General features: G+C 72.0%; 17 protein-coding genes and 1 other RNA gene. 2 read left to right on the top strand and 16 right to left on the bottom strand.

The window, feature by feature from the left end; all coding sequences use genetic code 11:
* Positions 1-142 precede the first annotated feature (142 nt).
* The 10 genes from PZB77_RS19950 to PZB77_RS19905 form a co-directional block, all read right to left on the bottom strand.
* The gene (locus PZB77_RS19950; RefSeq protein WP_003968811.1) at positions 143-424 is read right to left on the bottom strand and encodes an HU family DNA-binding protein; all 282 of its coding nucleotides are present in this window, start codon (positions 422-424) and stop codon (positions 143-145) included.
* A gap of 390 nt (positions 425-814) precedes the next feature.
* Complete coding sequence (locus tag PZB77_RS19945) at positions 815-2251, bottom strand: NAD-dependent malic enzyme (protein WP_275493976.1); 1437 nt, start codon at positions 2249-2251, stop codon at positions 815-817.
* Between the two features lie 465 nt (positions 2252-2716).
* Complete coding sequence (locus tag PZB77_RS19940; protein WP_275493975.1) at positions 2717-5113, bottom strand: UvrD-helicase domain-containing protein; 2397 nt, start codon at positions 5111-5113, stop codon at positions 2717-2719.
* 143 nt (positions 5114-5256) lie between these two features.
* Entirely contained in the window at positions 5257-5808 is a 552-nt protein-coding gene (locus tag PZB77_RS19935) for a GNAT family protein (protein ID WP_275493974.1), read from the bottom strand.
* Positions 5809-5917: 109 nt separating this feature from the next.
* Positions 5918-7060, bottom strand: coding sequence for a uroporphyrinogen-III synthase (locus tag PZB77_RS19930; RefSeq protein WP_275493973.1), 1143 nt, complete (start codon positions 7058-7060; stop codon positions 5918-5920).
* Positions 7061-7193: 133 nt separating this feature from the next.
* Complete coding sequence (locus tag PZB77_RS19925) at positions 7194-8525, bottom strand: nitrate/nitrite transporter (protein WP_275493972.1); 1332 nt, start codon at positions 8523-8525, stop codon at positions 7194-7196.
* A gap of 172 nt (positions 8526-8697) precedes the next feature.
* Positions 8698-10107, bottom strand: coding sequence for an acyltransferase (locus tag PZB77_RS19920; protein ID WP_275493971.1), 1410 nt, complete (start codon positions 10105-10107; stop codon positions 8698-8700).
* Entirely contained in the window at positions 10104-12230 is a 2127-nt protein-coding gene (locus PZB77_RS19915) for a glycosyltransferase (protein ID WP_275496138.1), read from the bottom strand. The genes PZB77_RS19920 and PZB77_RS19915 overlap by 4 nt, the downstream gene beginning before the upstream one ends.
* Before the next feature lie 63 nt (positions 12231-12293).
* Positions 12294-12929 (bottom strand): hypothetical protein, encoded by a 636-nt coding sequence (locus tag PZB77_RS19910; RefSeq protein ID WP_275493970.1) that lies wholly within the window; start codon positions 12927-12929, stop codon positions 12294-12296.
* 220 nt (positions 12930-13149) lie between these two features.
* Complete coding sequence (locus PZB77_RS19905) at positions 13150-14121, bottom strand: LysR family transcriptional regulator (protein ID WP_275493969.1); 972 nt, start codon at positions 14119-14121, stop codon at positions 13150-13152.
* Positions 14122-14396: 275 nt separating this feature from the next.
* Between PZB77_RS19905 and PZB77_RS19900 the strand changes: the two genes are divergently transcribed.
* Entirely contained in the window at positions 14397-15566 is a 1170-nt protein-coding gene (locus tag PZB77_RS19900; RefSeq protein WP_275496137.1) for an MFS transporter, read from the top strand.
* A 45-nt stretch (positions 15567-15611) separates the two neighbouring features.
* Here the strand turns inward: PZB77_RS19900 and PZB77_RS19895 are convergent, their stop codons facing one another.
* The 6 genes from PZB77_RS19895 to ftsE all read right to left on the bottom strand — a co-directional run bounded on the left by PZB77_RS19895 (position 15612) and on the right by ftsE (position 20540).
* Positions 15612-16214, bottom strand: coding sequence for a gamma carbonic anhydrase family protein (locus PZB77_RS19895; protein WP_275493968.1), 603 nt, complete (start codon positions 16212-16214; stop codon positions 15612-15614).
* Positions 16215-16536: 322 nt separating this feature from the next.
* Positions 16537-16923: a transfer-messenger RNA gene (ssrA, locus tag PZB77_RS19890) on the bottom strand.
* A 175-nt stretch (positions 16924-17098) separates the two neighbouring features.
* Positions 17099-17587, bottom strand: coding sequence for an SsrA-binding protein SmpB (smpB, locus tag PZB77_RS19885; RefSeq protein ID WP_275493967.1), 489 nt, complete (start codon positions 17585-17587; stop codon positions 17099-17101).
* Between the two features lie 18 nt (positions 17588-17605).
* Complete coding sequence (locus PZB77_RS19880) at positions 17606-18796, bottom strand: S41 family peptidase (RefSeq protein WP_275493966.1); 1191 nt, start codon at positions 18794-18796, stop codon at positions 17606-17608.
* Positions 18797-18864: 68 nt separating this feature from the next.
* A complete protein-coding gene (gene ftsX / locus PZB77_RS19875; RefSeq protein WP_275493965.1) occupies positions 18865-19782 on the bottom strand; it encodes a permease-like cell division protein FtsX in 918 nt (305 codons plus the stop codon).
* A 68-nt stretch (positions 19783-19850) separates the two neighbouring features.
* A complete protein-coding gene (gene ftsE / locus PZB77_RS19870) occupies positions 19851-20540 on the bottom strand; it encodes a cell division ATP-binding protein FtsE (protein WP_275493964.1) in 690 nt (229 codons plus the stop codon).
* A 360-nt stretch (positions 20541-20900) separates the two neighbouring features.
* Here ftsE and PZB77_RS19865 point away from each other — a divergent pair, with 360 nt between their 5' ends.
* Positions 20901-21098, top strand: a complete 198-nt coding sequence (locus PZB77_RS19865; protein WP_275493963.1) for a hypothetical protein — start codon at positions 20901-20903, stop codon at positions 21096-21098.
* The last annotated feature ends 54 nt before the right edge of the window (positions 21099-21152 follow it).

Here is a 21152-nt window from a genome sequence, read left to right as displayed (position 1 = left end):
CTCGGGGACCGGGACGGCGGCCGCGGGCCCGTACGGGCCCGCCGGGAGCCGCCCGGACACCACCCGGGGTTCAGGCCGGGAGCATATGCCGGAGGGCGGCCACCCTGGTCCGGGTGACCGCCCTCCGATGCGCCTGTGGGACTTACTTGCCCTTGGCGGCTTCCTTGAGCTTGGAGCCCGCGGAGACCTTCACGCTGTAGCCGGCCGGGATGTTGATCGGGTCGCCGGTCTGCGGGTTGCGAGCGGTGCGAGCGGCACGGTGGGTGCGCTCGAAGGTCAGGAAGCCGGGGATGGTGACCTTCTCGTCGCCCTTGGCGACGATCTCACCGACGGTCTCGGCGAGCGCGGCCAGCACGGCGTCGGCGTCCTTGCGGGTCACCTCGGCGCGGTCGGCCAGGGCGGCCACCAGCTCACTGCGGTTCATGTTTGTACTCCCGTGTTCTTCTTGCCTGTGAGGCGTGAGATCGAAGCCGATGCTGCCAGGGCCCTCTGACAGTCCCCGGACCCGGGTCTGATGTCAGACCCTCGCGCCCGGTTACGCATCCTGCCCCCACCTGCGGCGGGAAAGCCAATCCGGAACCCTCCGGTGTCACACGGAGGGCTTCACGGTCCGTCGATGGTCACGTTCCGTCGACTTCCTGGAGCGGTGCGCAGCGGATGCGGGACCCTGAGCGCTGTTCAGCCGTGTACCCGCTGCCCGCCACCCTAAAGGCGCGTTTGGGACACGGCGACGCGCGACGCGCCGCACACGGGTCGCCGAGGACGCGCGGTTCCCCCGCGGAGCCCGGGGGCGGGCGCCGCGGGCGGGGTGGGGTCAGAGCCGTCCGGCGGGGGCGGCCTCGGCGACGCCCGCGGCCTTGGCGGCCGCGCGGACCGCACCGGCGACGGCGCCGGCGACCTTGTCGTTGAAGACCGAGGGGATGATGTAGTTCGCGTTCAGCTCGTCCTCGGCGACGACGTCGGCGAGGGCCCCGGCGGCGGCGAGCATCATCTCCGTGTTGACGGTGCGCGACTGGGCGTCGAGCAGGCCCCGGAAGACACCCGGGAAGACCAGCACGTTGTTGATCTGGTTGGGGAAGTCGGAGCGGCCCGTGGCGACGACCGCGGCCGTGCGGCGGGCGACGGCGGGCTCGACCTCGGGGTCCGGGTTGGCCAGCGCGAAGACGACCGCGCCGTCCGCCATGGCGGCCACGTCGTCGCCGTCCAGGACGTTGGGGGCGGAGACGCCGATGAAGACATCGGCGCCGGCCACGGCCTGCTTGAGGGTGCCGGTGACGCCCTCCGGGTTGGTGTTGTCGGCGATCCACCGCAGCGGGGAGCCGGGCTGGGCGGCCACCAGGTCCTCACGGCCCGCGTGCACCACGCCGTGGATGTCGGCGACGACGGCGTGCTTGACGCCCGCGGCGATGAGCAGCTTCAGGATCGCCGTACCGGCCGCACCGGCGCCGGACATGACCACCCGCACGTCCCCGATCGCCTTGCCCACCACGCGCAGCGCGTTGGTGAGGGAGGCGAGCACGACGATGGCGGTGCCGTGCTGGTCGTCGTGGAAGACGGGGATGTCGAGGGCCTCCCGCAGCCGGGCCTCGATCTCGAAGCAGCGCGGCGCGGAGATGTCCTCCAGGTTGATCCCCGCGAAGCCGGGGGCGATGGCCTTGACGATCTCGACGATGGCGTCGGTGTCCTGGGTGTCCAGGCAGATCGGCCAGGCGTCGATGCCGGCGAAGCGCTTGAAGAGGGCGGCCTTGCCCTCCATGACCGGGAGCGCGGCCATCGGGCCGATGTTGCCGAGGCCGAGCACCGCCGAGCCGTCGGTGACGACCGCGACGGAGTTGCGCTTGATGGTCAGGCGGCGGGCGTCCTCGGGGTTCTCCGCGATCGCCATGCAGACCCGGGCCACGCCCGGGGTGTAGATCATCGAGAGGTCGTCGCGGTTGCGGATGGGGTGCTTGGACGCCATCTCGATCTTGCCGCCGAGGTGCATCAGGAACGTACGGTCGGAGACCTTGCCGAGCAGGACGCCGTCGATGGCGCGCAGGCCCTCCACGATCTCGTCCGCGTGGGCGGTGGAGGACGCCGCGATGGTGACGTCGATCCGCAGCTTCTCGTGGCCGGAGGCGGTCACGTCGAGGCCGGTCACCGAGCCGCCGGAGGACTCCACGGCCGTGGTGAGCTGGGAGACCGCGGTGCCGCTCGCGGGCACCTCCAGCCGGACCGTCATCGAGTACGAGACGCTGGGCGCCGTTGCCATGGCCTTGTCCTTCACTTTCCTGAGCTTCATTGCCGAGCGGCGGGGCACGCCCCGCACGCGTCCCCGATCGTCGCACCTACCGACGAGTAGCCGGTAATGGTTGCCGCAGTACGAAAGATCACTTCCGGCATGCGGGAAGCGCGGGACCCGCGGCTCCCGGGAAACGGCCGGGAACGCGGAACAGGCCCGCGCCACCCTGGGGTGGCGCGGGCCTGTCCTGACGTGAACGGCACCGACCCGCCATGCTCGCCTCGCGGCAAGAGGTCGCTCGTAGCGACGAAGGTTGGGCCCGGGGGCTTGGATCGAGCCGGTGCCGACACCAGGCTAACAAACACCCGGGAGAAGTGATTCCCCCGCAGCGGGTTGACTCTCGGCGAAGGAGGGCCCCGGTGCCCCGAACCACCCGTCGCGGGGGGCCGCCGGACTCCCCCGGCAGGGCCCCGGACCCGTGCGCCGCCCGGCCGGTCACTCCCGCAGCAGGTCCGGCACCCCGTTCTCGTCCGGCAGGTCCGCGGCGGCCGAAACCACCGTGAGCTGCTGTGTCGCCCGGGTGAGGGCGACGTACAGGACCCGGAGTCCGGCGGGCGACTCGTCGGCGATCTCGGCCGGGGAGACGACCACCGTGGCGTCGTACTCCAGCCCCTTGGCCTCCAGGCTGCCGAGCGCGACCACGCGCTCCCCCAGCTCGGCCAGCCACGCGCGGGCCTGGGCGCGGCGGTTCATCGCCACGACCACGCCGACCGTGCCGTCGACCCGGTCGAGCAGCCGGCGGGCCTCCTCGCGGACGCGGACGGAGAGCTCCTGGTCGCCCACGGTCGTGAAGCGCGGCTCGATGCCGGTGGACCGGACGGCGGAGGGCGACTCCGTACCGGGCATGGCCAGCCGCAGCACCTTCGCCGCCAGCTCGGCGATCTCCGCCGGGTTGCGGTAGTTCACGGTGAGCGTGAAGCGGCGCCGGGGGCGGCTGCCCAGCGCCTCGTCACGGGCGGCGGCCGCCTCCTCCGGGTCGGACCAGGAGGACTGCGCGGGGTCGCCGACGATCGTCCAGGTGGCGTGCCGGCCCCGGCGTCCGACCATCCGCCACTGCATGGGCGTCAGGTCCTGCGCCTCGTCGACGATGACGTGCGCGTACTCGGTCCGCTCCTCCGCCAGCCGTTCGGCCCGCTCGCGCCGGGTCTCCTCGCGCTGCGGCATCAGCTCCTCCAGCCCGGAGAGCTGGTCGAGCGGGTCCGCCTCGCGCTTCCTGCGCGGGCGCGGCGGTGCGCCGAGCAGGGCCTGGAGTTCGTCGAGCAGGGCCACGTCGTGCACGGAGACAGGGCCCTGGCCGTCGGCGCCGAGGCGCTTGAGGGAGCGCGCGAGGCGGCGTACCTCGCCCTGGTTGAGGACGCGGCGGGACCAGCGGGCCAGCCGCTTCTCGTCGGCCATCGCGGCGAGCACCCCGCGCGGGGTGAGCTCCGGCCACCAGGCGTCCAGGAACTCCAGGAACGGGGTCTCGGTGGAGACGTCGTCGTCGAAGGAGGAGCGGAGCTCGGCGGCGAGCTCGGGGTCGGTGTAGCGGCCGCGGCCGGACGACTTGCTCCAGAGCGCGTCGAGGAGCAGCTTCCGGGCGCGCGGGCGGAGCAGGTTGACGGGGGCGGAGCCGCCCAGCGCGTTGTGGCGGATGCGCTGGAGCTCGTCGGCCTCCAGCTCTACCCGGGCGCCGAAGGCGACGACGCGCAGGCGGGTGGGGGTCGCGGGTCTCGCGCCGCCCGGCGCGGCGGCGGGCGCGCTCTCCTCGCCGAAGGAGAGCTGGCCGTCCTCGCGGGGCGCGTTGCGCGGGGCGGGCTGGTCGAGGGCGCCGCGGGAGGCCTTGCGGAGCACCTGGAGCATCCGCGAGGAGCCCTTGATCCGGGCGACGGCGGGCTCGTCGTAAGTGGTGGCGCCGGCGACGCCGGCCGCCTCGTCGGAGAGGGAGCCGACCGCGCGGATGGCGACCTGCCCCTCCTCGCCGAGGGAGGGCAGCACGCCCTCGGTGTACGCGACGAGGAGCGGGGTCGGCGAGACGATCAGGATGCCGCCCGCGTACCGCCGCCGGTCCTGGTAGAGCAGGTACGCGGCGCGGTGCAGGGCGACGGCGGTCTTGCCGGTGCCGGGTCCGCCGGTGACCTCGGTGACCGAGGCGGCGGGGGCCCGGATGACCAGGTCCTGCTCGGCCTGGATGGAGGAGACGATGTCCCGCATGGTGTGGCTGCGGGCCTGGCCCAGCGCGGCCATCAGGGCGCCGTCGCCGATGACGGGGAGCTTCTCGCCGTCCAGGTACGCCGTCAGCTCCGGGCGCATCAGGTCGTCCTCGACGCCGAGGACGCGACGGCCCCGGGAGCGGATGACACGGCGGCGCACGACCCGGCCGGGGTCCTTGGGCGTGGAGCGGTAGAACGGCGCGGCGGCCGGGGCCCGCCAGTCGATCACCAGCGGCGAGTAGTCGGCGGCCAGCACGCCGATCCGGCCGATGTGCAGGGTCTCGGCGATGTCCGCCGTGTCGTCGGCGCGTACGGCCCCCTCGGCGGGCTGGACCGAGGTGAAGGCCCCGTCCGGTCCGCGTTCGCCGTCCTCGCCGAGGAGCAGGTCGACCCGGCCGAAGAGGAAGTCCTCGAACTCGCTGTGCAGCCGGTTGAGGTGGATGCCTGCCCGGAAGACCTGGGCGTCCCGTTCGGCGAGGGCGCCGGGGGTGCCGACCTGACCTCGCTTGACGGCGTCGTGCATGAGGAATTGAGCCTCGTCGATCTTCTCTTCGAGGCGGGCGTAAACCCGGTCCAGATGATCCTGTTCGACACCGATTTCCCGGTCCCGCAGAGAATCGACAGCGGCATCCTGCGCGGCCACCGAGGCCCCTTTCTGACGTGCGTTGGGCAGCCGTCAACCGTACGCGACGGGGGGCCGATGCGCATCAGCCGGGGCACCCCGATCGCGGACCGGGACCCGGTCGGACGACAGGAGCGGCGCGGCGGAGTCCCGGACGGCTCCGGTCAGTCGCGGGGCGGGTCGTCGTGCAGGATGCGCTGGAAGAGCCGGTGGTCACGCCACTCACCGTCGATGTGGAGGAACCGGGGGGCCGTGCCGAACTCCTCGAAGCCGCACTTCACCAGCACCCGCTGCGAGGCGAGGTTGTACGTCAGGGTTCCGGCCTCGACCCGGTGCAGCCCGAGGTCGTCGCGGGCCAGGTCGCAGATCCGGCCGACCGCCGCGGTGGCGATGCCCCGGCCGGTCTGCTCCACGTCGACCCAGTACCCGAGGGCCGCGCTGCGGAACGCGCCGCGCACGATTCCCGAGAGGGTGAAGGAGGCGACCGCCCGGTCCTCCTCGTCGACGGCGACCCAGGCGAGTCCCCCGGCCGCCGTGTGGCCGGCGAGGCGTTCCGCCTGTCCCTCGGGCGTGTAGAAGGAGTCGGGGCGCACCGGCTCGAAGGGAGCCATGTACGTACGGCTGCGCACCAGCGCCGCCGCGAGCGCCGGGGCGTCCGAGGGTGCGGCCGGCCGCAGGGACCTGCCGTCGGAGAGGGGGCGGGGGGCGTCGTTCATTCCGGCACGCTATCCCCGGTCTTCGCACGGCTACCGGCCGCCCCCGCCGACCGCCCCGCCCTCGTTCGCGTTCGCGTTCGCGTTCGCGGGGGAACGCCGGAGGCATGGCCTAGTCGCCGTACTTGCTGTCCGCCACCGGGTCCAGGGCCAGCCGGTAGCCGCGCTTGACCACGGTCTGGATGAGGCGGGGCGAGCCGAGTGCGGTGCGCAGCCGGGCCATCGCGGTCTCCACCGCGTGCTCGTCGCTGCCGCTGCCGGGCAGGGCCCGCAGCAGGTCGGCGCGGGAGACCACCCACCCCGGCCGGCGGGTCAGCGCGTGCAACAGCGCCATGCCGGCGGGCGGCACCGGGCGCAGCTCGCCGTCGACGAGCGCGGCGTGTCCGCGGACGGTGATCCGGTGGCCGGCGACCGGCAGGGTCTGGGAGCGGGTCGGGAGCTGGGCGCAGAGGAGCTGGACGAGCGGGCCGAGTCGGAAGCGTTCGGGCTGGGCGGTCGGGATGCCGCGCGCCTGGAGGGGGAGCGCGGTGACCGGTCCGACGCAGGCGACGAGCAGGTCGTCGTGGAGCGCGCCGATCACCTCGGGGGTCATGCCCCGGGCCTGGGCGCGGTCGAGGAAGGAGGCGGCGGCGGGGGCACTGGTGAAGGTGATCGCGTCGAGGCCGCGGGCTGCGGTGAGGTCGAGCATCCGGTCGAGCGGGGCGATGTCCTGCGGGGGCATCCAGCGGTAGACGGGTACGTCGATGACCTCGGCGCCGGCGGCCCGGAGGGTTTCGGCGAACCCGGGGAGCGGTTCGCCGTGCAGCTGGAGAGCGACGCGGCGGCCGTCCACGCCCTCGCCGAGGAGCCGTTCGAGGACCTCGGCCATGGACTCGGAGGCGGGCGACCAGGCTTCGGTGAGGCCGGCCGCCCGGATGGAGCCCTTCACCTTGGGGCCGCGGGCGAGGAGTTCGACGCCGCGCAGCCGTTCCAGCAGCTGGTCGCCGATGCCCCAGCCGTCGGCCGCCTCCACCCAGCCGCGGAAGCCGATGGCGGTGGTGGCGACGACGACGTCGGGGGCGTGGCCGATCAGTGCCTTGGTGGCGGTGAGCAGTTCGCTGTCGTCGGCGAGCGGCACGATCCGCAAGGCGGGGGCGTGGAGGACCTGGGCGCCCCGGCGCCGGAGGAGGGTGCCGAGTTCCTCGGCACGACGGGCGGCGGTCACTCCGACCGTGAAGCCCGCGAGGGGTCCGTGCGTCGCTTCGTCTTCCTGCATGGCGTGATCTACCCGGCTCTCGTTCCCGCGGTCGCTGCCGCTGTGCGGTGGACCGAGACTGTCAATCCCGCGTGACAGGCTCGGTTCCCCCGTATTTCCCGCCCGTTACGTCGTACGACTCTCCGGGGCCTCCTCAGACCTCCGCGTAGCCGACGGGGGCCTTGGCGGGGCTGATCAGCGGACGACGAAGGTATACCGCCCAGGTGAGTGCGAAGCACACCGCGTAGAAGGCGAGGAAGGACCAGAAGGCGGCGGTTCCGGTGCCGGAGGTCTGGAAGGACTGGCGGAAGGCGAGGTTGATGGCGAGTCCGCCGATCGCGCCCACCGCGCCGATGAGACCCATGGCCGCCCCGGAGAGCCGCCGGCCCTCGGCGGCCGCCGCCTCGCCGCGCAGGCCCCTGCTGATCGCCTTGGCGTGGAAGATCCCCGGGATCATCTTGAACGTCGAGCCGTTGCCCAGACCGGTCAGGACGAAGAGGGCGATGAAGCCGACGAGGAAGAGGGGGAGCGACTCGGTTCCGGAGGCGTGCACGACGACGCCGGTGGCGACGGCCATCGCGGCGAAGTTCCAGAGGGTGATGCGGGCGCCGCCGAGCCGGTCGGCGAGCCGGCCGCCGAGCGGGCGGATCAGCGAGCCGAGCAGCGGGCCGATGAAGGTGAGGGAGGCCGCCTGGAGCGGGGTGCGGCCGAACTCCGTCTGGAGGACCAGGCCGAAGGCGAAGCTGTAGCCGATGAAGGAACCGAAGGTGCCGACGTAGAGGACGGCCATGATCCAGGTGTGGGCCTCGCGCACCGCCTGCTTGGCGGCTCCGGTGTCGTTCTTCACGGGGACGAGGTTGTCCATGTACCGGGCGGCGCAGAGCGCGGCGACCACGATGAAGGGGACGTACACGCCGAGGACGATCCGGGGGTGGGTGGCGCCGGCGGTGCCGATGACCAGCAGGCCGATGAGCTGGACGACGGGGACGCCGATGTTGCCGCCGCCCGCGTTGAGGCCGAGCGCCCAGCCCTTCTCGCGGAGCGGGAAGAAGGCGTTGATGTTGGTCATCGAGGAGGCGAAGTTGCCGCCGCCGATGCCGGCGAGCGCGGCGACCACCACAAAGGTGCCGTACGAGGTGCCGGGCTCCATCACCACGAACGCGGCGACGGCGGGCACCAGCAGCGAGAGGGCGCTGAACACCGTCCAGTTGCGGCCGCCGAAGCGGGCCACGGCGAAGGTGTACGGGACACGCACGATCGCCCCCACCAGGGTGGCGGTGGAGATCAGGAAGAACTTCCCGGCCGGGTCGACCCCGTACTCCGGTCCCATGAAGAGGACCATCACCGACCACAGGGACCAGATGGAGAACCCGATGTGCTCGGAGAGGACGGAGAACCAGAGGTTCCGTCGGGCCACCGGGCGGCCCTTCTCCTGCCAGAAGGTCTCGTCCTCCGGGTCCCAGTGCTCGATCCAACGGCCAGCCATCACGCGCCTCCACGGGGGTCGGGGTGTTGCTCCCGACGCTAGGGAGTGCGCGTTTCCGCGCGGTGCCGTGAGGTGACCGGTGCGCAACCTTGCTCTCACCGGGCCGGGACCGGCCCGGTGAGCAGAACGTCACGCCCCGGAGCCATGGGGCGCGGCGGCGGCCACGGGCCGGTCAGTGCCGGTGGTGGCCGCCCGCGGCCGCCGGGACGGGCGTCGGCCGGGCGGGCTTGCCGGACGGCCAGAGCCGGGGCCGGCGTTTCGCCGCGACGTCCTCGACCCAGCCGAAGGCGAGGATCGCGAGCCCTATCAGGGGCCAGATGAGGATCAGACTCAGCCCGGTGTAGAGGCCGTCGGAGTAGGGGCCGAGGTGCTCGTCGGCCCAGCCGATCCTCCACATCTGGTCTATCAGCGGCACCGTCGCCATGAGCAGCAGGTTGTGCCATATGTAAATCGTCACGGCACGGTTGTTGGCGAGGGTGACGAGAGAGTCGTACGGGGCGAGGCGGCCGGGCAGCTTCTCCCAGGACGGGGCGTACTGGAGCAGGATCAGGCAGAACCCGAACGACCAGGTGGCCTGGGCGAGCGGGATCTCGTCGAGGTTCCACCCCTCCTCGGTGAGGTGTCCGGAGGCCCACCAGAGGCCGAAGCCCATGATGATCGCGGCCGAGGAGACGGCGAGGTAGCGCGGGACGCGCTTCAGCACTCCGTCGTGGTGGGCGAAGCCGAGGATCCAGCAGGAGCCGAAGACCGTGAAGTCCACGACGCCCTCGCCGGTGGCGCCGGGGATGGTGATCAGTCCGGTGCCGAAGATCGCGGTGAGGCCGATCGGGGCGAGCATCGTCGCCCAGGGCATCTTGCGGAACGCCCTGAGCAGCAGCGGGGAGGCGATGACGAACCAGAGGTAGGCGCGGATGTACCAGAGCGGTCCGGCCGCCTGGTCGGCCCAGCTGATCTCGAGCCAGCCGCCCTCGGAGCCGCTCTCCTCGGGGTAGGGCGGGGTGCCCACCGGCAGGATGTAGCTCGCCAGGCGGACGAACCACCAGAGCCCTTCCTCCTTCACCGGCTTCCAGCCGAGCCAGAACATGGCGGGCACGGCGACGACGGAGAAGAGCCACATCGGGGGCAGCAGTCGCCGCACCCGGCTGCGGATGACGCTCCAGGCGGGACGGGCCAGCGAGCGGGCCATCAGCGACCCGGCCAGCGTGAACATCACGCCCATCGACGGGAAGAGGACGGTCAGCCAGGCCCAGCCGAAGAGGTGGTAGACCACCACGCGGACCAGGGCTATGGAGCGCAGCACGTCGAGGTAGCGGTCGCGCACGGGCCGCTTGGCGGCGGCCGGTGCGGTGTCCGCGGCGTCCGGCGCCTCCGGTACGGCGGGACCGCCGGCGTGCCGGCCCGGGTGCGGCGCCCCGGCCCCGTCGCCGAAGTCGCCGAGGTAGCTGCCGGGCGCGGTGGCGTACGGCACGGCGGGTGCGGGCGCCTGGTGGGTCCGGGGGGCGCGGCGGTGCGCCGGGGGGGCGGGGACCCGCAGCCGCGCGGTGTCCTCGCCGCTCGGCGGGGTGGGCGGGTTCCAGCTCATCCGACGGGCCTCCGGTCGGTGCCGACGCGTGCTCCCGGCATCGCGCCGGGAGCGTCCAGGACGCCGGTGCGGCGCAGTTTCTGCCAGCGCAGCCGGCCGCCGGTGAGGGCGGTGATCCAGGACTGGAGCAGCACGACGTACATGAGCTGCCGGTAGAGGATCTGCTGGAGCGGCAGGGAGATCAGGTAGCTCATGCGTTCCTTGTCGAGCCGGAACGCGTAGGCGGCGCAGACGGCCTGGACCAGCAGCACGCCGAACCATGCGGCGACGGTCTTGCCGGTGGGGCCGAAGATCAGCCCGTACACCAGGAAGACGTCGATGAGCGGGGCGAGCAGCGGGGCGACGACCATGAAGAGCGAGACGAACGGCAGGCCGACGCGGCCGAACCGTCCGGAGTGGCCGCGGTCGAAGACGGCGCCGCGGTGCTTCCAGATGGCCTGCATGGTGCCGTAGGACCAGCGGTAGCGCTGGGACCAGAGCTGCTGCACGGACTCCGGCGCCTCGGTCCAGGCGCGGGCGTTCTCCGCGTAGACGACGTCCCAGCCGTCGCGGTGCAGGGCCATCGTGATGTCGGTGTCCTCGGCGAGGGTGTCCTCGCTCATGCCGCCGACCCGGTCCAGCGCGGTGCGGCGGAAGGCGCCGACCGCACCGGGGATGGTGGGCATGCAGCGCAGGACGTCGTACATCCGGCGGTCCAGGTTGAAGCCCATCACGTACTCGATGTGCTGCCAGGCGCCGATCAGCGAGTCGCGGTTGCCGACCTTGGCGTTGCCCGCGACGGCGCCGACCTTGGGGTTCGCGAAGGGCTGGACGAGCTCGCGGACGGTGGACGGCTCGAAGACGGTGTCGCCGTCCATCATCACGACGATGTCGTAGCGGGCGTGCGCGATGCCGTTGTTGAGCGCGGCGGGTTTGCCCGCGTTCTGCTGGCGCACCACGCGGACGTTCGGGAGCCGCATGTCCTCGACGATGACGGCGGTGCCGTCCGTCGAGCCGTCGTCGATGACGATGATCTCGATCGGATGGTCGCTGGCCATGAGGGAACGGACGGTCGCCTCGATGCACTTGCGCTCGTTGTAGGCGGGCACGAGCACCGACACCCGGCCGGTGACGGGGGCGTCGCCCCACCGGAAGTTCCGGCGGCGCACCCGGCGGGCGTGCACGAAGGAGAGCAGCAGCATCAGGCCGAAGCGGCCGATGACGAGGACACCGACCACCGAGAGGCCGGCCACCATGACGCCGGTGACGTCCTCGGAGAAACCCACCGCGGTGACGAAGGTCTTGCCCTTCCAGAGCGCGGACCCGGTGACGGGGGTGAGCGCGCTCGGGGAGCCGAGGGCGGTGGTGAGGTTGGTGAACTCGTACCCCTGCTTCTGCAGGGAGGGCAGGAAGGTGTCGAGCGCCTTCACCGTCTGGGACCGGTCGCCGCCCGAGTCGTGCATCAGGATGATCGCGCCCTTGCCGCCCTTCGGCGTGGCGTTCTCGATGATCGTCCGGACGCCGGGGCGCTTCCAGTCCTCGCTGTCGGTGTCGTTGACGACGGTGAGGTAGCCGCGGCCGCCGATGTACTGGGTGACGGGCCAGGACTTGTCGTCCATGGCGTCGGCGAACGAGGAGTACGGGGGACGGAAGAGGGAAGTGTGCACTCCGGCGGCGCCCGCGAGGGCGAGCTGGTTCTCGGAGAGCTCCCAGTCGATCCGGCTGCTGGTCTGGTAGGAGAGGTCGGGGTGGTTGAAGGTGTGCAGTCCCACCTCGTGTCCCTCGTCCACCATGCGCCGGACCAGGGCCGGGTAGCGGGAGGCCATGGTGCCGGTCACGAAGAAGACGCCATGCGCGTCGTACTCCTTCAGCTTGTCCAGCACCCGGGGCGTCCACTCGGGGTCCGGGCCGTCGTCGAAGGTGAGCACGATGTGGTGGTCGGGGACGCGCAGCGAGGTGGCCGGTTCGGTCTTCGACCGGGCGTCGATGACGGGTCCGCCCTCGAGGATCCGGTCGGGGACGTGGCTGGTTCCGACGGGTTCACGGACGCGGTGGTCGGCGGCGATCTCACTGTTCACGTAGCCGCGCAGGACGAGCATCGCGAGCAGGGCCACGAGGAGCAGGAACGGCAGCAGGTAGCGCAGCGGCAGTCTGCGCTTCGCCTTGGCCTTGCGGCGGTTCCTGACCAGCGGTGCGGGCTGAGTCATTTACGGGATGCTGCTTTCTGGTGTCACCGGCGGCTCGGTGGTCGGATCCGTCGTCCCCGGATCCGTGTCGGGCGGATCGACGGGGTCGGTGACCGGGGCCTCGGTGGTCTGTGTCGGGGCCGGGGCCGACGCGGACGGCTTCGGAGTGGTACCGCCGCCGCCGGTCGTGGCCGGTACGGCCGCCTCGGTGGCGGAAGGGCTCGCGGCGGGGCCGGTGGCCGACGGGCGGGCCGAGGTGTTCGCCGACACGTCGGCGGCGCCCGGAGCGGCCGCGCCCGTGGCACTGGCGCTGGGCGTGGGACCGGTGGTGGCGGCCGGATCGTCGACGTCCAGGACGGCGCTCGCTCCTGAGGGGTCGGCGGTGGGTGCCTCCGCGGACTTCTCGGCGTCCTTCTTCTGCTCCTGGCTGGTGAGCGGGAGCCACGGCGCGGCCGCGCTGCCGCCGAGGAGTGAGGCGACGAGGACGGTGGCGAAGGCGGCACACCCGGCGGCCACCAGCCATCCGGCGCGCCGGAAGTTCTTGCTCCGGCGTCCGCTCTCGTCCACGAAGACGGGGCCGTCCGCGGCCTCCGCCGTGCCGGGCCCGGCCTTCAGCTCGGACACCTGACGCCCCAGCCCGTCCAGCTCGATCGTCACGTCGTGCGGCTCATGGCTGTGCCCGGTCCGGGTGCCTTCTCGCCAATTTTCCACAGGTGCTCGCACATCCCCCATCAATGTTTCCGGTACACATGAATGACTGGTTTCATGCCGTCGGACCGAGTCCCCACCCCGTCCGTGCACGGCGGTCTTCCATGTGCCCGGACTGATGAATGTAGCGCACGATGCTGACGCCGATGTCCCCGGTTCGGGTTGTTCCTCACCCGTGGGACGCCATCGCCACGGCATCCGCTTCGGGCAGCCAGGAACCAGGTGGCCGTACCATCCACCCTTCTGACGACTGCAGTTGAACAACAGCCGTACAGAGAGCGTCGAGACCCGGATGCCGCATCCCCTTCCGGTGGACGAGCAGGAGCGGGGAGAGCGGGACGGGGCGCACGAGAGGGCGGAGCACGGTGCCGGGAAGCGGAGGAAATCCGACAACACCTAGCACGGGGTGTCCGGTCTTCGCCATGATCCGTCGAAATTCGGCCACTCCTACGGCAAGCGGAGTGGGCGGTGCCAGTTCGATGCCCCACTCGTCGAAAAGGAGTGCGGCGAGGCCGGTCCACTCCAGGGTGCGCGCATTGCCCGCCCCCGCGTAGACGGTTTCCCCGGCCAGGTCGGCGAGGGCGACGATCTCTTGTGCCGCGAGAGGATGAGCGGACGGGAGCAGGACCGCCATCGGCTCGTAGCGCACGGGGTGTACCCGCAGCCCCGCGCGGACCGCCGGGTCGAGGCCGGCGGCACGGCCGAAGGAGACGTCCAGCCGTCCCGCGAGGATCTCCCCGGCGGCCCAGGTCAGACCGGACTCGAAGCGCGCCATCAGCTCGCACTCCGGGGCGAGCTCGCGCGCCCTCGCCAGGACTCGGGCGGCGGTCATCCCGTCCGTGTTCAGGTCGACGAGGAGGGGCCGAGCCGCCGCGTCGGCGAAAGCCGCGCCGAGCGCCGCGTGCGCGTCGAGCACCCGGCGGGCGTGCGGCTCCAGCCGTTCGCCGTCCGGGGTGAGCACCACCTGCCGGGTGGTACGCACGAACAGTGCGGCGCCGAGCAGCCGCTCCAGCCTGCGGATGTCCCGGCTCAGCGCCTGCTGGGCCACGAAGAGGCGGGCGGCGGCGCGGGTGAAGTGCAGGTCCTCGGCGACGGCGAGGAAGGCGCGCAGCAGCCGGGGATCGAGGTCGGGGACGGTCACCGGGGGAATCTACAACACAGGTGAGTGAATCGGTCCCGGTCCGGTGTTGGACCGGACCGGCCCGCGCGGCCGAGGCTGGCAGCGTGCCGAACCCCGCTCCCGCCCCTGCCGCCACCACTCCTGCCGCCTCCACTCCTGCCGCCCCTGTCGCCCCTGTCGCTCCGGCCGCCCCCGCCGCCGACCCCGCGACACCCGCTCCCCCGCCCGGCCCGGCCCCGAACTCCGGTTCCGCCCCCGCCGCCGCCCCCGGGGGGCCTGCTCCCCGCACCGCGTACCTGCGACTGCTGCGCACCCCCGGTGCCCGCGCCTTCACGGCGGGGAACCTGCTCGCCCGGCTGCCGATGGGGATGTTCAGCGTCAGCGCGGTGCTGATGATCGCGGGCTCGCGCGGTTCGTACGCGCTGGCGGGGGCGGTGACCGCGACCGGGCTGGTCGCGACCGCGGTGGTGGCCCCGCTGACGGCCCGGCTGGTCGACCGGTACGGCCAGGCCCGGATCGCGGTGCCCGCCACCGCGCTCGCCGCGCTCGGCGCCCTCACCCTCGCCCTCTGCGTACGCCTCGACGCCCCTGCCTGGACCCTCTTCGTCGCGTACGCCGCCACGGCCACCGCCCCCAACACCGGCGGGATGTCCCGGGCCCGCTGGGCACACCTGCTGCGGGACGACCCGGCGGCCCTGCACACCGCCAACTCGTTCGAGCAGGCCGCGGACGAGCTCTGCTTCATGCTCGGCCCGGTCCTCGCCGCCGCCCTGTGCGGGTCGCTGTTCCCCGAGGCGGGCACCGTCACCGGCGCGGTCCTGATGATGACCGGCATCCTGATCTTCGCCGCCCAGCGCACCACGGAGCCGCCGCCCGCCCCCCGTACCGCCGGGCCGCGTTCCCCGTTCCGCACTCCCGGGATGCCCGCGCTGCTCGCCGTCTTCCTGGCGACGGGGGCGGTCTTCGGCACGATGGAGGTCGTCTCGATCGCCCACGCGGGGGGCGCGGTCCTGGCGTTCCAGGCGGCCGGCTCCTGTCTGGCCGGCCTGCTCTACGGGGCGCTGCGCCCGGCCCGTAACCTCTCCGGCCGGCTGGCGTTCTGCCTCGCCGCGATGACCGCGCTGATGTGCCTGCCGCTGCTGGCCGTCGCCACCACCGGCTCGCTCCCGGTCCTCGCGCTCTGCCTGCTGGTGGCGGGTGCGGCCACCGCGCCGACCATGGTGACCGGTATGACGCTCGTGCAGCGGCTCACCCCGGCGGGCCGGCTGAACGAGGGGATGACCCTCGCGGTGACCGCCCTGCTCGGCGGTGTCGCCGCCGGCTCGGCCACCGGCGGATGGCTGGTGGAACACACCGGCGCCACCACCGGTTACGCCGCTCCCGCCTGCGCGGCCGGACTCGCCCTCCTGGTCGCGGTCGCCGGTACGGGCCGGAGAGGGCGGAAGGGGCACCCGGAGCAGCGGTGACGGGCCGGGCCTACCCGGCCGGCCCGTTCGCGGTGGCGGTGGCGGTCACACCGCACGGTCGTCGCGGTGGCGGCCGAGGGCACGGCCGAATCGCTCCGAGACCGCCGGCATGATGCTCCCGCCGTCCGCGGGTCTCCCGATCCCGAAGACGTGGCCGGGGAAGTCGAGTTCCCTCTGCACCGCCCAGATCGCCTCGTGGTCCTGCGGCGGCAGCACCCGGGCCGGGTCGCCGACGGCGATCCAGCCGATGGGCACCGTGGTGTCCGGGGGCAGCACCGTGCGCAGGTGCACCACGCCGTTGATCCGCACCTCCGAGCGGGCCCCGACGCGGGCGCCGTTGAAGACCCTGCTGCCGGTCGCCAGGAACACCTCGTCCTCGACCGCGCACCCCGTCAGGTACGAGCCGGGGCCCACCAGGACCTGCCGTCCCAGGCGCAGGGGGTCGCGGCGCGTCCCGCGCAGGACCGCGTTCTCCATCACGATGCACCCCTCGCCCACTTCCACCGGCCCGCCCTCGGCGGTCAGCACCGCGCCGAACAGCACCCGGCACCCCGCCCCCACGCGGACGTCCCCGCAGAGCGTCGCCGTCGGGGCCACGTAGGCGGAGGGGTGCACGGTCGGTGAGAGGCCTTCATGAGCGAGGAGCATGCCGGTGATGATGGAGCATGTCCGCACTCGGCATCCAGGCTTTTCGCGGGGTGTTTCACGGAGCGGGACGGCGGTTGCGGTGTCAGGTGTCAGGTGTCAGTGGGGCGGCTCGGAAGCCCCGCAGGCCGCGCCACCTCAAGTACGGGCGCCACCTCGGGTTCGGGCGCCACCTCGAGTTCGGGCGTCGGCTCGGCATCGGGCGCCGAGCGGGGCGCTCGGGGCGCTCGGGGCGCTCGGGGCGCTCCGGAGAGCATGACGGCTTCCGGACGCGGAAAAGCCTCTGCCCCGCGAGCGGACTCGCGGGGCAGAGGCTTACATGGGGTGGTGGAGATGGCGGGAATCGAACCCGCGTCCAACGGTGCGGAACCAGGGCTTCTCCGAGTGCAGTTCGCTACGCTTTTCTTGGCCCCGGAGGTCACGCGAACAAGCCTCCGACAGGCCCAGTCACTGTTTGATTTCCTTCCAGGCCCCGTGACCGGGCCTAGAAGTTTAGATCCCTAAGTGATGCCAGGATCCGGGCCGGGACCACTCCCGGGCTGACACTCCGCAGAGTCTTCGCTAGCTGCTAATTAGGCAGCGAGGGCGAAGGCGGAGGAATCGCGCTTGGAATTGGCGATTATTGTTTGCGACATATGGTTTACGAGATCATTGTCGCTTCCTCGACTCGCTTCCCCTGCTTCGACATCCGCTGTCGAAACCGATCATCCCCATGTTGATTTTTCAATACGCGCACCCTCGTCGGGGTGCACGGCCCATCGTACGTGACCAACGCCGGACGATGCCAGCGTATTCCTGCCGGTCATCCTCCCGTCTGCCCCGATCCACCCCCGACGAACCCGCCGGGGCCCCTCGGACGGCCCGCCGGACCCCCGCGCGCCGCCCCGTCAGGCGCTGCGCTGCCGGCGGCGGGCCGCCGAGATGGCGCGGTTGGTCTCGCGGGTGTCCTGCTTCTCCCGGAGCGTCTGGCGCTTGTCGTACTCCTTCTTGCCCTTCGCGAGCGCGATCTCGACCTTGACCCGGCCGTCCTTGAAGTACAGGGCGAGCGGGACGATGGTGTGCCCCGTCTCCTTCGACTTCGACTCCAGCTTGTCGATCTCGGCACGGTGCATCAGCAGCTTCCGCTTGCGCTTCGCCGCGTGGTTGGTCCAGGTGCCCTGCACGTACTCCGGGACGTGGATGTTGTGCAGCCACGCCTCGTGCTGGTCGATCTGGACGAAGCCGTCCACCAGCGAGGCCCTGCCCATCCGCAGGGACTTGACCTCGGTACCCATGAGGACGAGCCCGCACTCGTAGGTGTCGAGGATGAGGTAGTCGTGGCGCGCCTTCTTGTTCTGCGCGATCATCTTGCGCCCGGTGTCTTTTTCCTTGGCCATAGTGCGGTCATTTTCGCACTACGACCCACCCCCGAGGCCACTCAATACCGTCTCGGCCCGTTCGAGGGCCTGTGAGCCGACCACCAGGTCGGGGGTGATCCCCGCTCCCTCCACGCCCCGGCCGCCCGGAGTGCGGTACTGCCCCACGGTCAGCTCGGCCACCGCGCCGTCCGGCAGCTCGCTCGGCATCTGCACCGCGCCCTTGCCGAAGGTGGGCGACCCGACCGTGACCGCGCGGCCCCGGTCCTGGAGCGCACCGGTCAGCAGTTCGGCCGCGCTCATCGTGCCGCCGTCGACGAGCACCACCAGAGGGCGGCTCGTGTCGCCGCCCGCCTCCGCGTAGAGGGCGCGCTGCTCGCCGTGCACGTCGTACGTGGCGACCAGGCCGCCGTCCAGGAAGGCGGAGGCGGCGGTGACGGCCTCGCCGACCAGACCGCCGCTGTTGGCGCGCAGGTCCAGCAGGATTCCGGCATCACCGGGCGCGGAGCGCACCGCGTCACGGATCTCGCCGCCCGCGCCCCGGGTGAAGGCGGTCGCCTTGATCAGCACGGTGGGGGTGGAGCCGCTGCCGACCCGGCGCACGGTGACCGCCTCGGTGCTGAGCCGGGCCCGCCGCACGATCCGGGTGCGGGCGTGCCCGTCCCGTTCCAGCCCGAGGACGACCGCGGACCCGGCCCTCTCGCCCGTACCGTCGCCACGCAGCCGGGCCACCACCTCGGCGACCGGGCGCCCCGAGGTGCGTGCGCCGTCCACGGAGGTGAGGACGTCGTCGGCGCGGACGCCCGCCCGGTCGGCGGGGCCACCGGGCTCGACCCGGGCCACCCGGACCCGGCCGTCGGCGGTACGGCGGGCGGAGAGGCCGACCCCGGTGTACGAGCCGTCGAGGGCCTGCTCGAACTCCTCGTACTCGCGCTCGTCGTAGACCGCGCCCCAGCGGTCGCCGCTGCGGCTGACGAACTCCTCGGCGGCCTGGGTGGCGGACTTGCCGTCCGCGGCGGCTCCGGCGGCGGCCGCGGCCAACTCCCGGCCGTCCACGGGGGCGAGGGAGAAGGCCGACGGACGCGCCTCCGAGTCGGCTGCCCGGGCGGTCTCGTCGCGCGGCAGGGATCCGGTGGCCGCGCCGGCGGCGAGCACACCGGTGAAGACCAACGTCAAGGTCGCCCCGCGGCACAGGCCGCGGGGCCCGCACCGGTACAAGGGCCCCCACATGACAGCGAGTCTAGGACAAACCCCCTGGGCCGCACGGGTGCTTCACCGTGCGGCCCAGGGGGCGCATGTCACACCTTGAGGTACTTGCGGAGCGCGAACAGCGCCGCGACGGCGGGCATCAGCAGCCCGATCGCGAGGACCAGCGGCAACTTGGTGATGACCGCGTCCCATCCGATGAAGTCGATCAGGTTCAGCTTGGTCTGCAGCGAGAGGCCCGCGTCGATGAGGAAGTAGCGGGCGCCTATCAGCAGGACGCAGGCGAGGACGCCGCCGATCAGCCCGGCGAACGCCGCCTCCATGATGAACGGCATCTGGATGTAGAACCCCGAGGCGCCGACGAGCCGCATGATGCCGGTCTCGCGTCTGCGGCTGAACGCCGACACCCGGACGGTGTTGACGATCAGCATCAACGCGATGACGAGCATCAGCGCCATGACGAAGAGGGCGGCGACGTTCATGCCGTTCATCAACTCGAAGAGGTTGTCCAGGATCGATCTCTGGTCCTGGACCGACTGCACCCCGTCCCGGCCGGCGAACGCGGTGGCGACGACCTTGTACTTCTCCGGGTCCTTGAGCTTGACGCGGAAGGACTCCTGCATCTGGTCGGGCGTGATGTTGCCCGCCATCGGGGAGTCGCCGAACTGGTCCTGGTAGTGCTTGTACGCCTGGTCGACCGTCTCGAAGGTGACGGTGTCGACCGCCGTCATCTCCTTGAGGTCGTGCTCGATCTCCTTCTTCTGCGCGTCCGTCACGGCACCCTTGGCGCACTTCGGCATGTCCTGGGCGTCGTTCTTGTTGCAGAGGAAGATGGAGACGTTGACCTTGTCGTACCAGTAGTCCTTCATCGTGCTGACCTGCTCGCGGAGCAGCAGCGCGCCGCCGAACAGGGCGAGCGAGAGGGCGACGGAGACCACGACGGCGAAGGTCATCGTGAGGTTGCGCCGGAGGCCGACGCCGATCTCCGACAGGACGAACTGGGCGCGCATGGCGTCCTTTCAGTACTCGGTGCTCAGATGCTCGGTGCGGGGCGCGGCTCCGCGCCGGTGGCCGGGGCTCAGTGCTGGTAGCCGTAGACGCCGCGCGTCTGGTCACGCACGAGACGGCCCTGTTCCAGCTCGATGACGCGCTTGCGCATCTGGTCGACGATGTTCTGGTCGTGGGTCGCCATGATCACGGTGGTGCCGGTCCGGTTGATCCGGTCCAGCAGCTTCATGATGCCGACGGAGGTCTGCGGGTCGAGGTTGCCGGTCGGCTCGTCGGCGATCAGCAGCATCGGCCGGTTGACGAACGCCCGGGCGATGGCGACGCGCTGCTGTTCACCACCGGAGAGCTCGCCGGGCATCCGGTCCTCCTTGCCACCGAGGCCCACGAGGTCGAGCACCTGCGGCACCGCCTTGCGGATCTCCCCGCGCGGTTTGCCGATGACCTCCTGCGCGAAGGCCACGTTCTCGGCGACGGTCTTGTTGGGGAGGAGGCGGAAGTCCTGGAACACCGTGCCCAGTTGGCGGCGCATCTGGGGCACCTTCCAGTTGGACATGCGCGCCAGGTCCTTGCCGAGCACGTGGACCATGCCGGTGCTCGCGCGCTCCTCACGGAGGATCAGGCGCATGAAGGTGGACTTGCCGGAGCCCGAGGAGCCCACCAGGAAGACGAACTCGCCCTTCTCGATGTCCAGGGTGACATCGCGCAGCGCGGGGCGGCTCTGCTTCGGGTAGGTCTTCGAGACGTTGTCGAATCGGATCACGGAGGCACCATGGTCGGCCGGGAATATGTGTGCGTGACCCTACGCGAATGCTCCTCGGCCGCGCAGGCGGCGTCTTCGGATGGGTGATTTATGACGGAACATGGGGCGGCCCGCGAGGGACCGGGGCCGCGTACCGGGATGTCCGGACGCCCTGCGCACCCCTGCCGCCACCGTGCGTGACCGCGTTGCGGCCCGCGACCGCGCCATCGGCCGGCGCTTCACCGGGGGCCGCGCCGAACGGGTCCGGAGCTGGCACAGTGGGAGGGGGAACGGTCACGCTCCCCGGAGCGTTGTGCGGATGGACGACCGGGCGGAGAGAACGGCCGTGGACGGTTCCGCCGCGCGGGAGGAGGAGTGCGCATGACCTACGACAGACTGGTGTGCGCGAATTGTGCGGCGCCCGTGAGCGAGGGCCGCTGCCCCGTCTGCAGAGCCAGCCGCGAGCGTCTGCGGCAGCAGGACGAGGGACCGCTCGGCGGGATGAACCCGGCGCTGCTGATCGCGCTGCTGGTGGTGCTGGTCTGCGCGGTGGCACTGCTGGCCCAGCAGGCGGCCTGACCCCAGCCCCACAGCTCCACGGGCCCTCCGACCGGCGAAGGCCGCCCGGAAGGG

Origin of the sequence: Streptomyces sp. AM 2-1-1, assembly GCF_029167645.1 — a bacterium.
Taxonomy (GTDB): Bacteria; Actinomycetota; Actinomycetes; order Streptomycetales; family Streptomycetaceae; genus Streptomyces.
Note: the sequence above shows the minus strand (reverse complement) of the source record. Positions and strands in the feature narration are given on the sequence as shown.

Excerpts from the sequence above, each read along its gene's own strand:
- PZB77_RS19950 (WP_003968811.1), bottom strand. The coding sequence starts at position 424 with ATGAACCGCAGTGAGCTGGTGGCCGCCCTGGCCGACCGCGCCGAGGTG.
- PZB77_RS19945 (WP_275493976.1), bottom strand. The coding sequence starts at position 2,251 with ATGGCAACGGCGCCCAGCGTCTCGTACTCGATGACGGTCCGGCTGGAG.
- PZB77_RS19935 (WP_275493974.1), bottom strand. The coding sequence starts at position 5,808 with ATGAACGACGCCCCCCGCCCCCTCTCCGACGGCAGGTCCCTGCGGCCG.
- PZB77_RS19930 (WP_275493973.1), bottom strand. The coding sequence starts at position 7,060 with ATGCAGGAAGACGAAGCGACGCACGGACCCCTCGCGGGCTTCACGGTC.
- PZB77_RS19925 (WP_275493972.1), bottom strand. The coding sequence starts at position 8,525 with ATGGCTGGCCGTTGGATCGAGCACTGGGACCCGGAGGACGAGACCTTC.
- PZB77_RS19920 (WP_275493971.1), bottom strand. The coding sequence starts at position 10,107 with ATGAGCTGGAACCCGCCCACCCCGCCGAGCGGCGAGGACACCGCGCGG.
- PZB77_RS19895 (WP_275493968.1), bottom strand. The coding sequence starts at position 16,214 with ATGCTCCTCGCTCATGAAGGCCTCTCACCGACCGTGCACCCCTCCGCC.
- smpB (WP_275493967.1), bottom strand. The coding sequence starts at position 17,587 with ATGGCCAAGGAAAAAGACACCGGGCGCAAGATGATCGCGCAGAACAAG.
- PZB77_RS19880 (WP_275493966.1), bottom strand. The coding sequence starts at position 18,796 with ATGTGGGGGCCCTTGTACCGGTGCGGGCCCCGCGGCCTGTGCCGCGGG.
- ftsX (WP_275493965.1), bottom strand. The coding sequence starts at position 19,782 with ATGCGCGCCCAGTTCGTCCTGTCGGAGATCGGCGTCGGCCTCCGGCGC.
- PZB77_RS19865 (WP_275493963.1), top strand. The coding sequence starts at position 20,901 with ATGACCTACGACAGACTGGTGTGCGCGAATTGTGCGGCGCCCGTGAGC.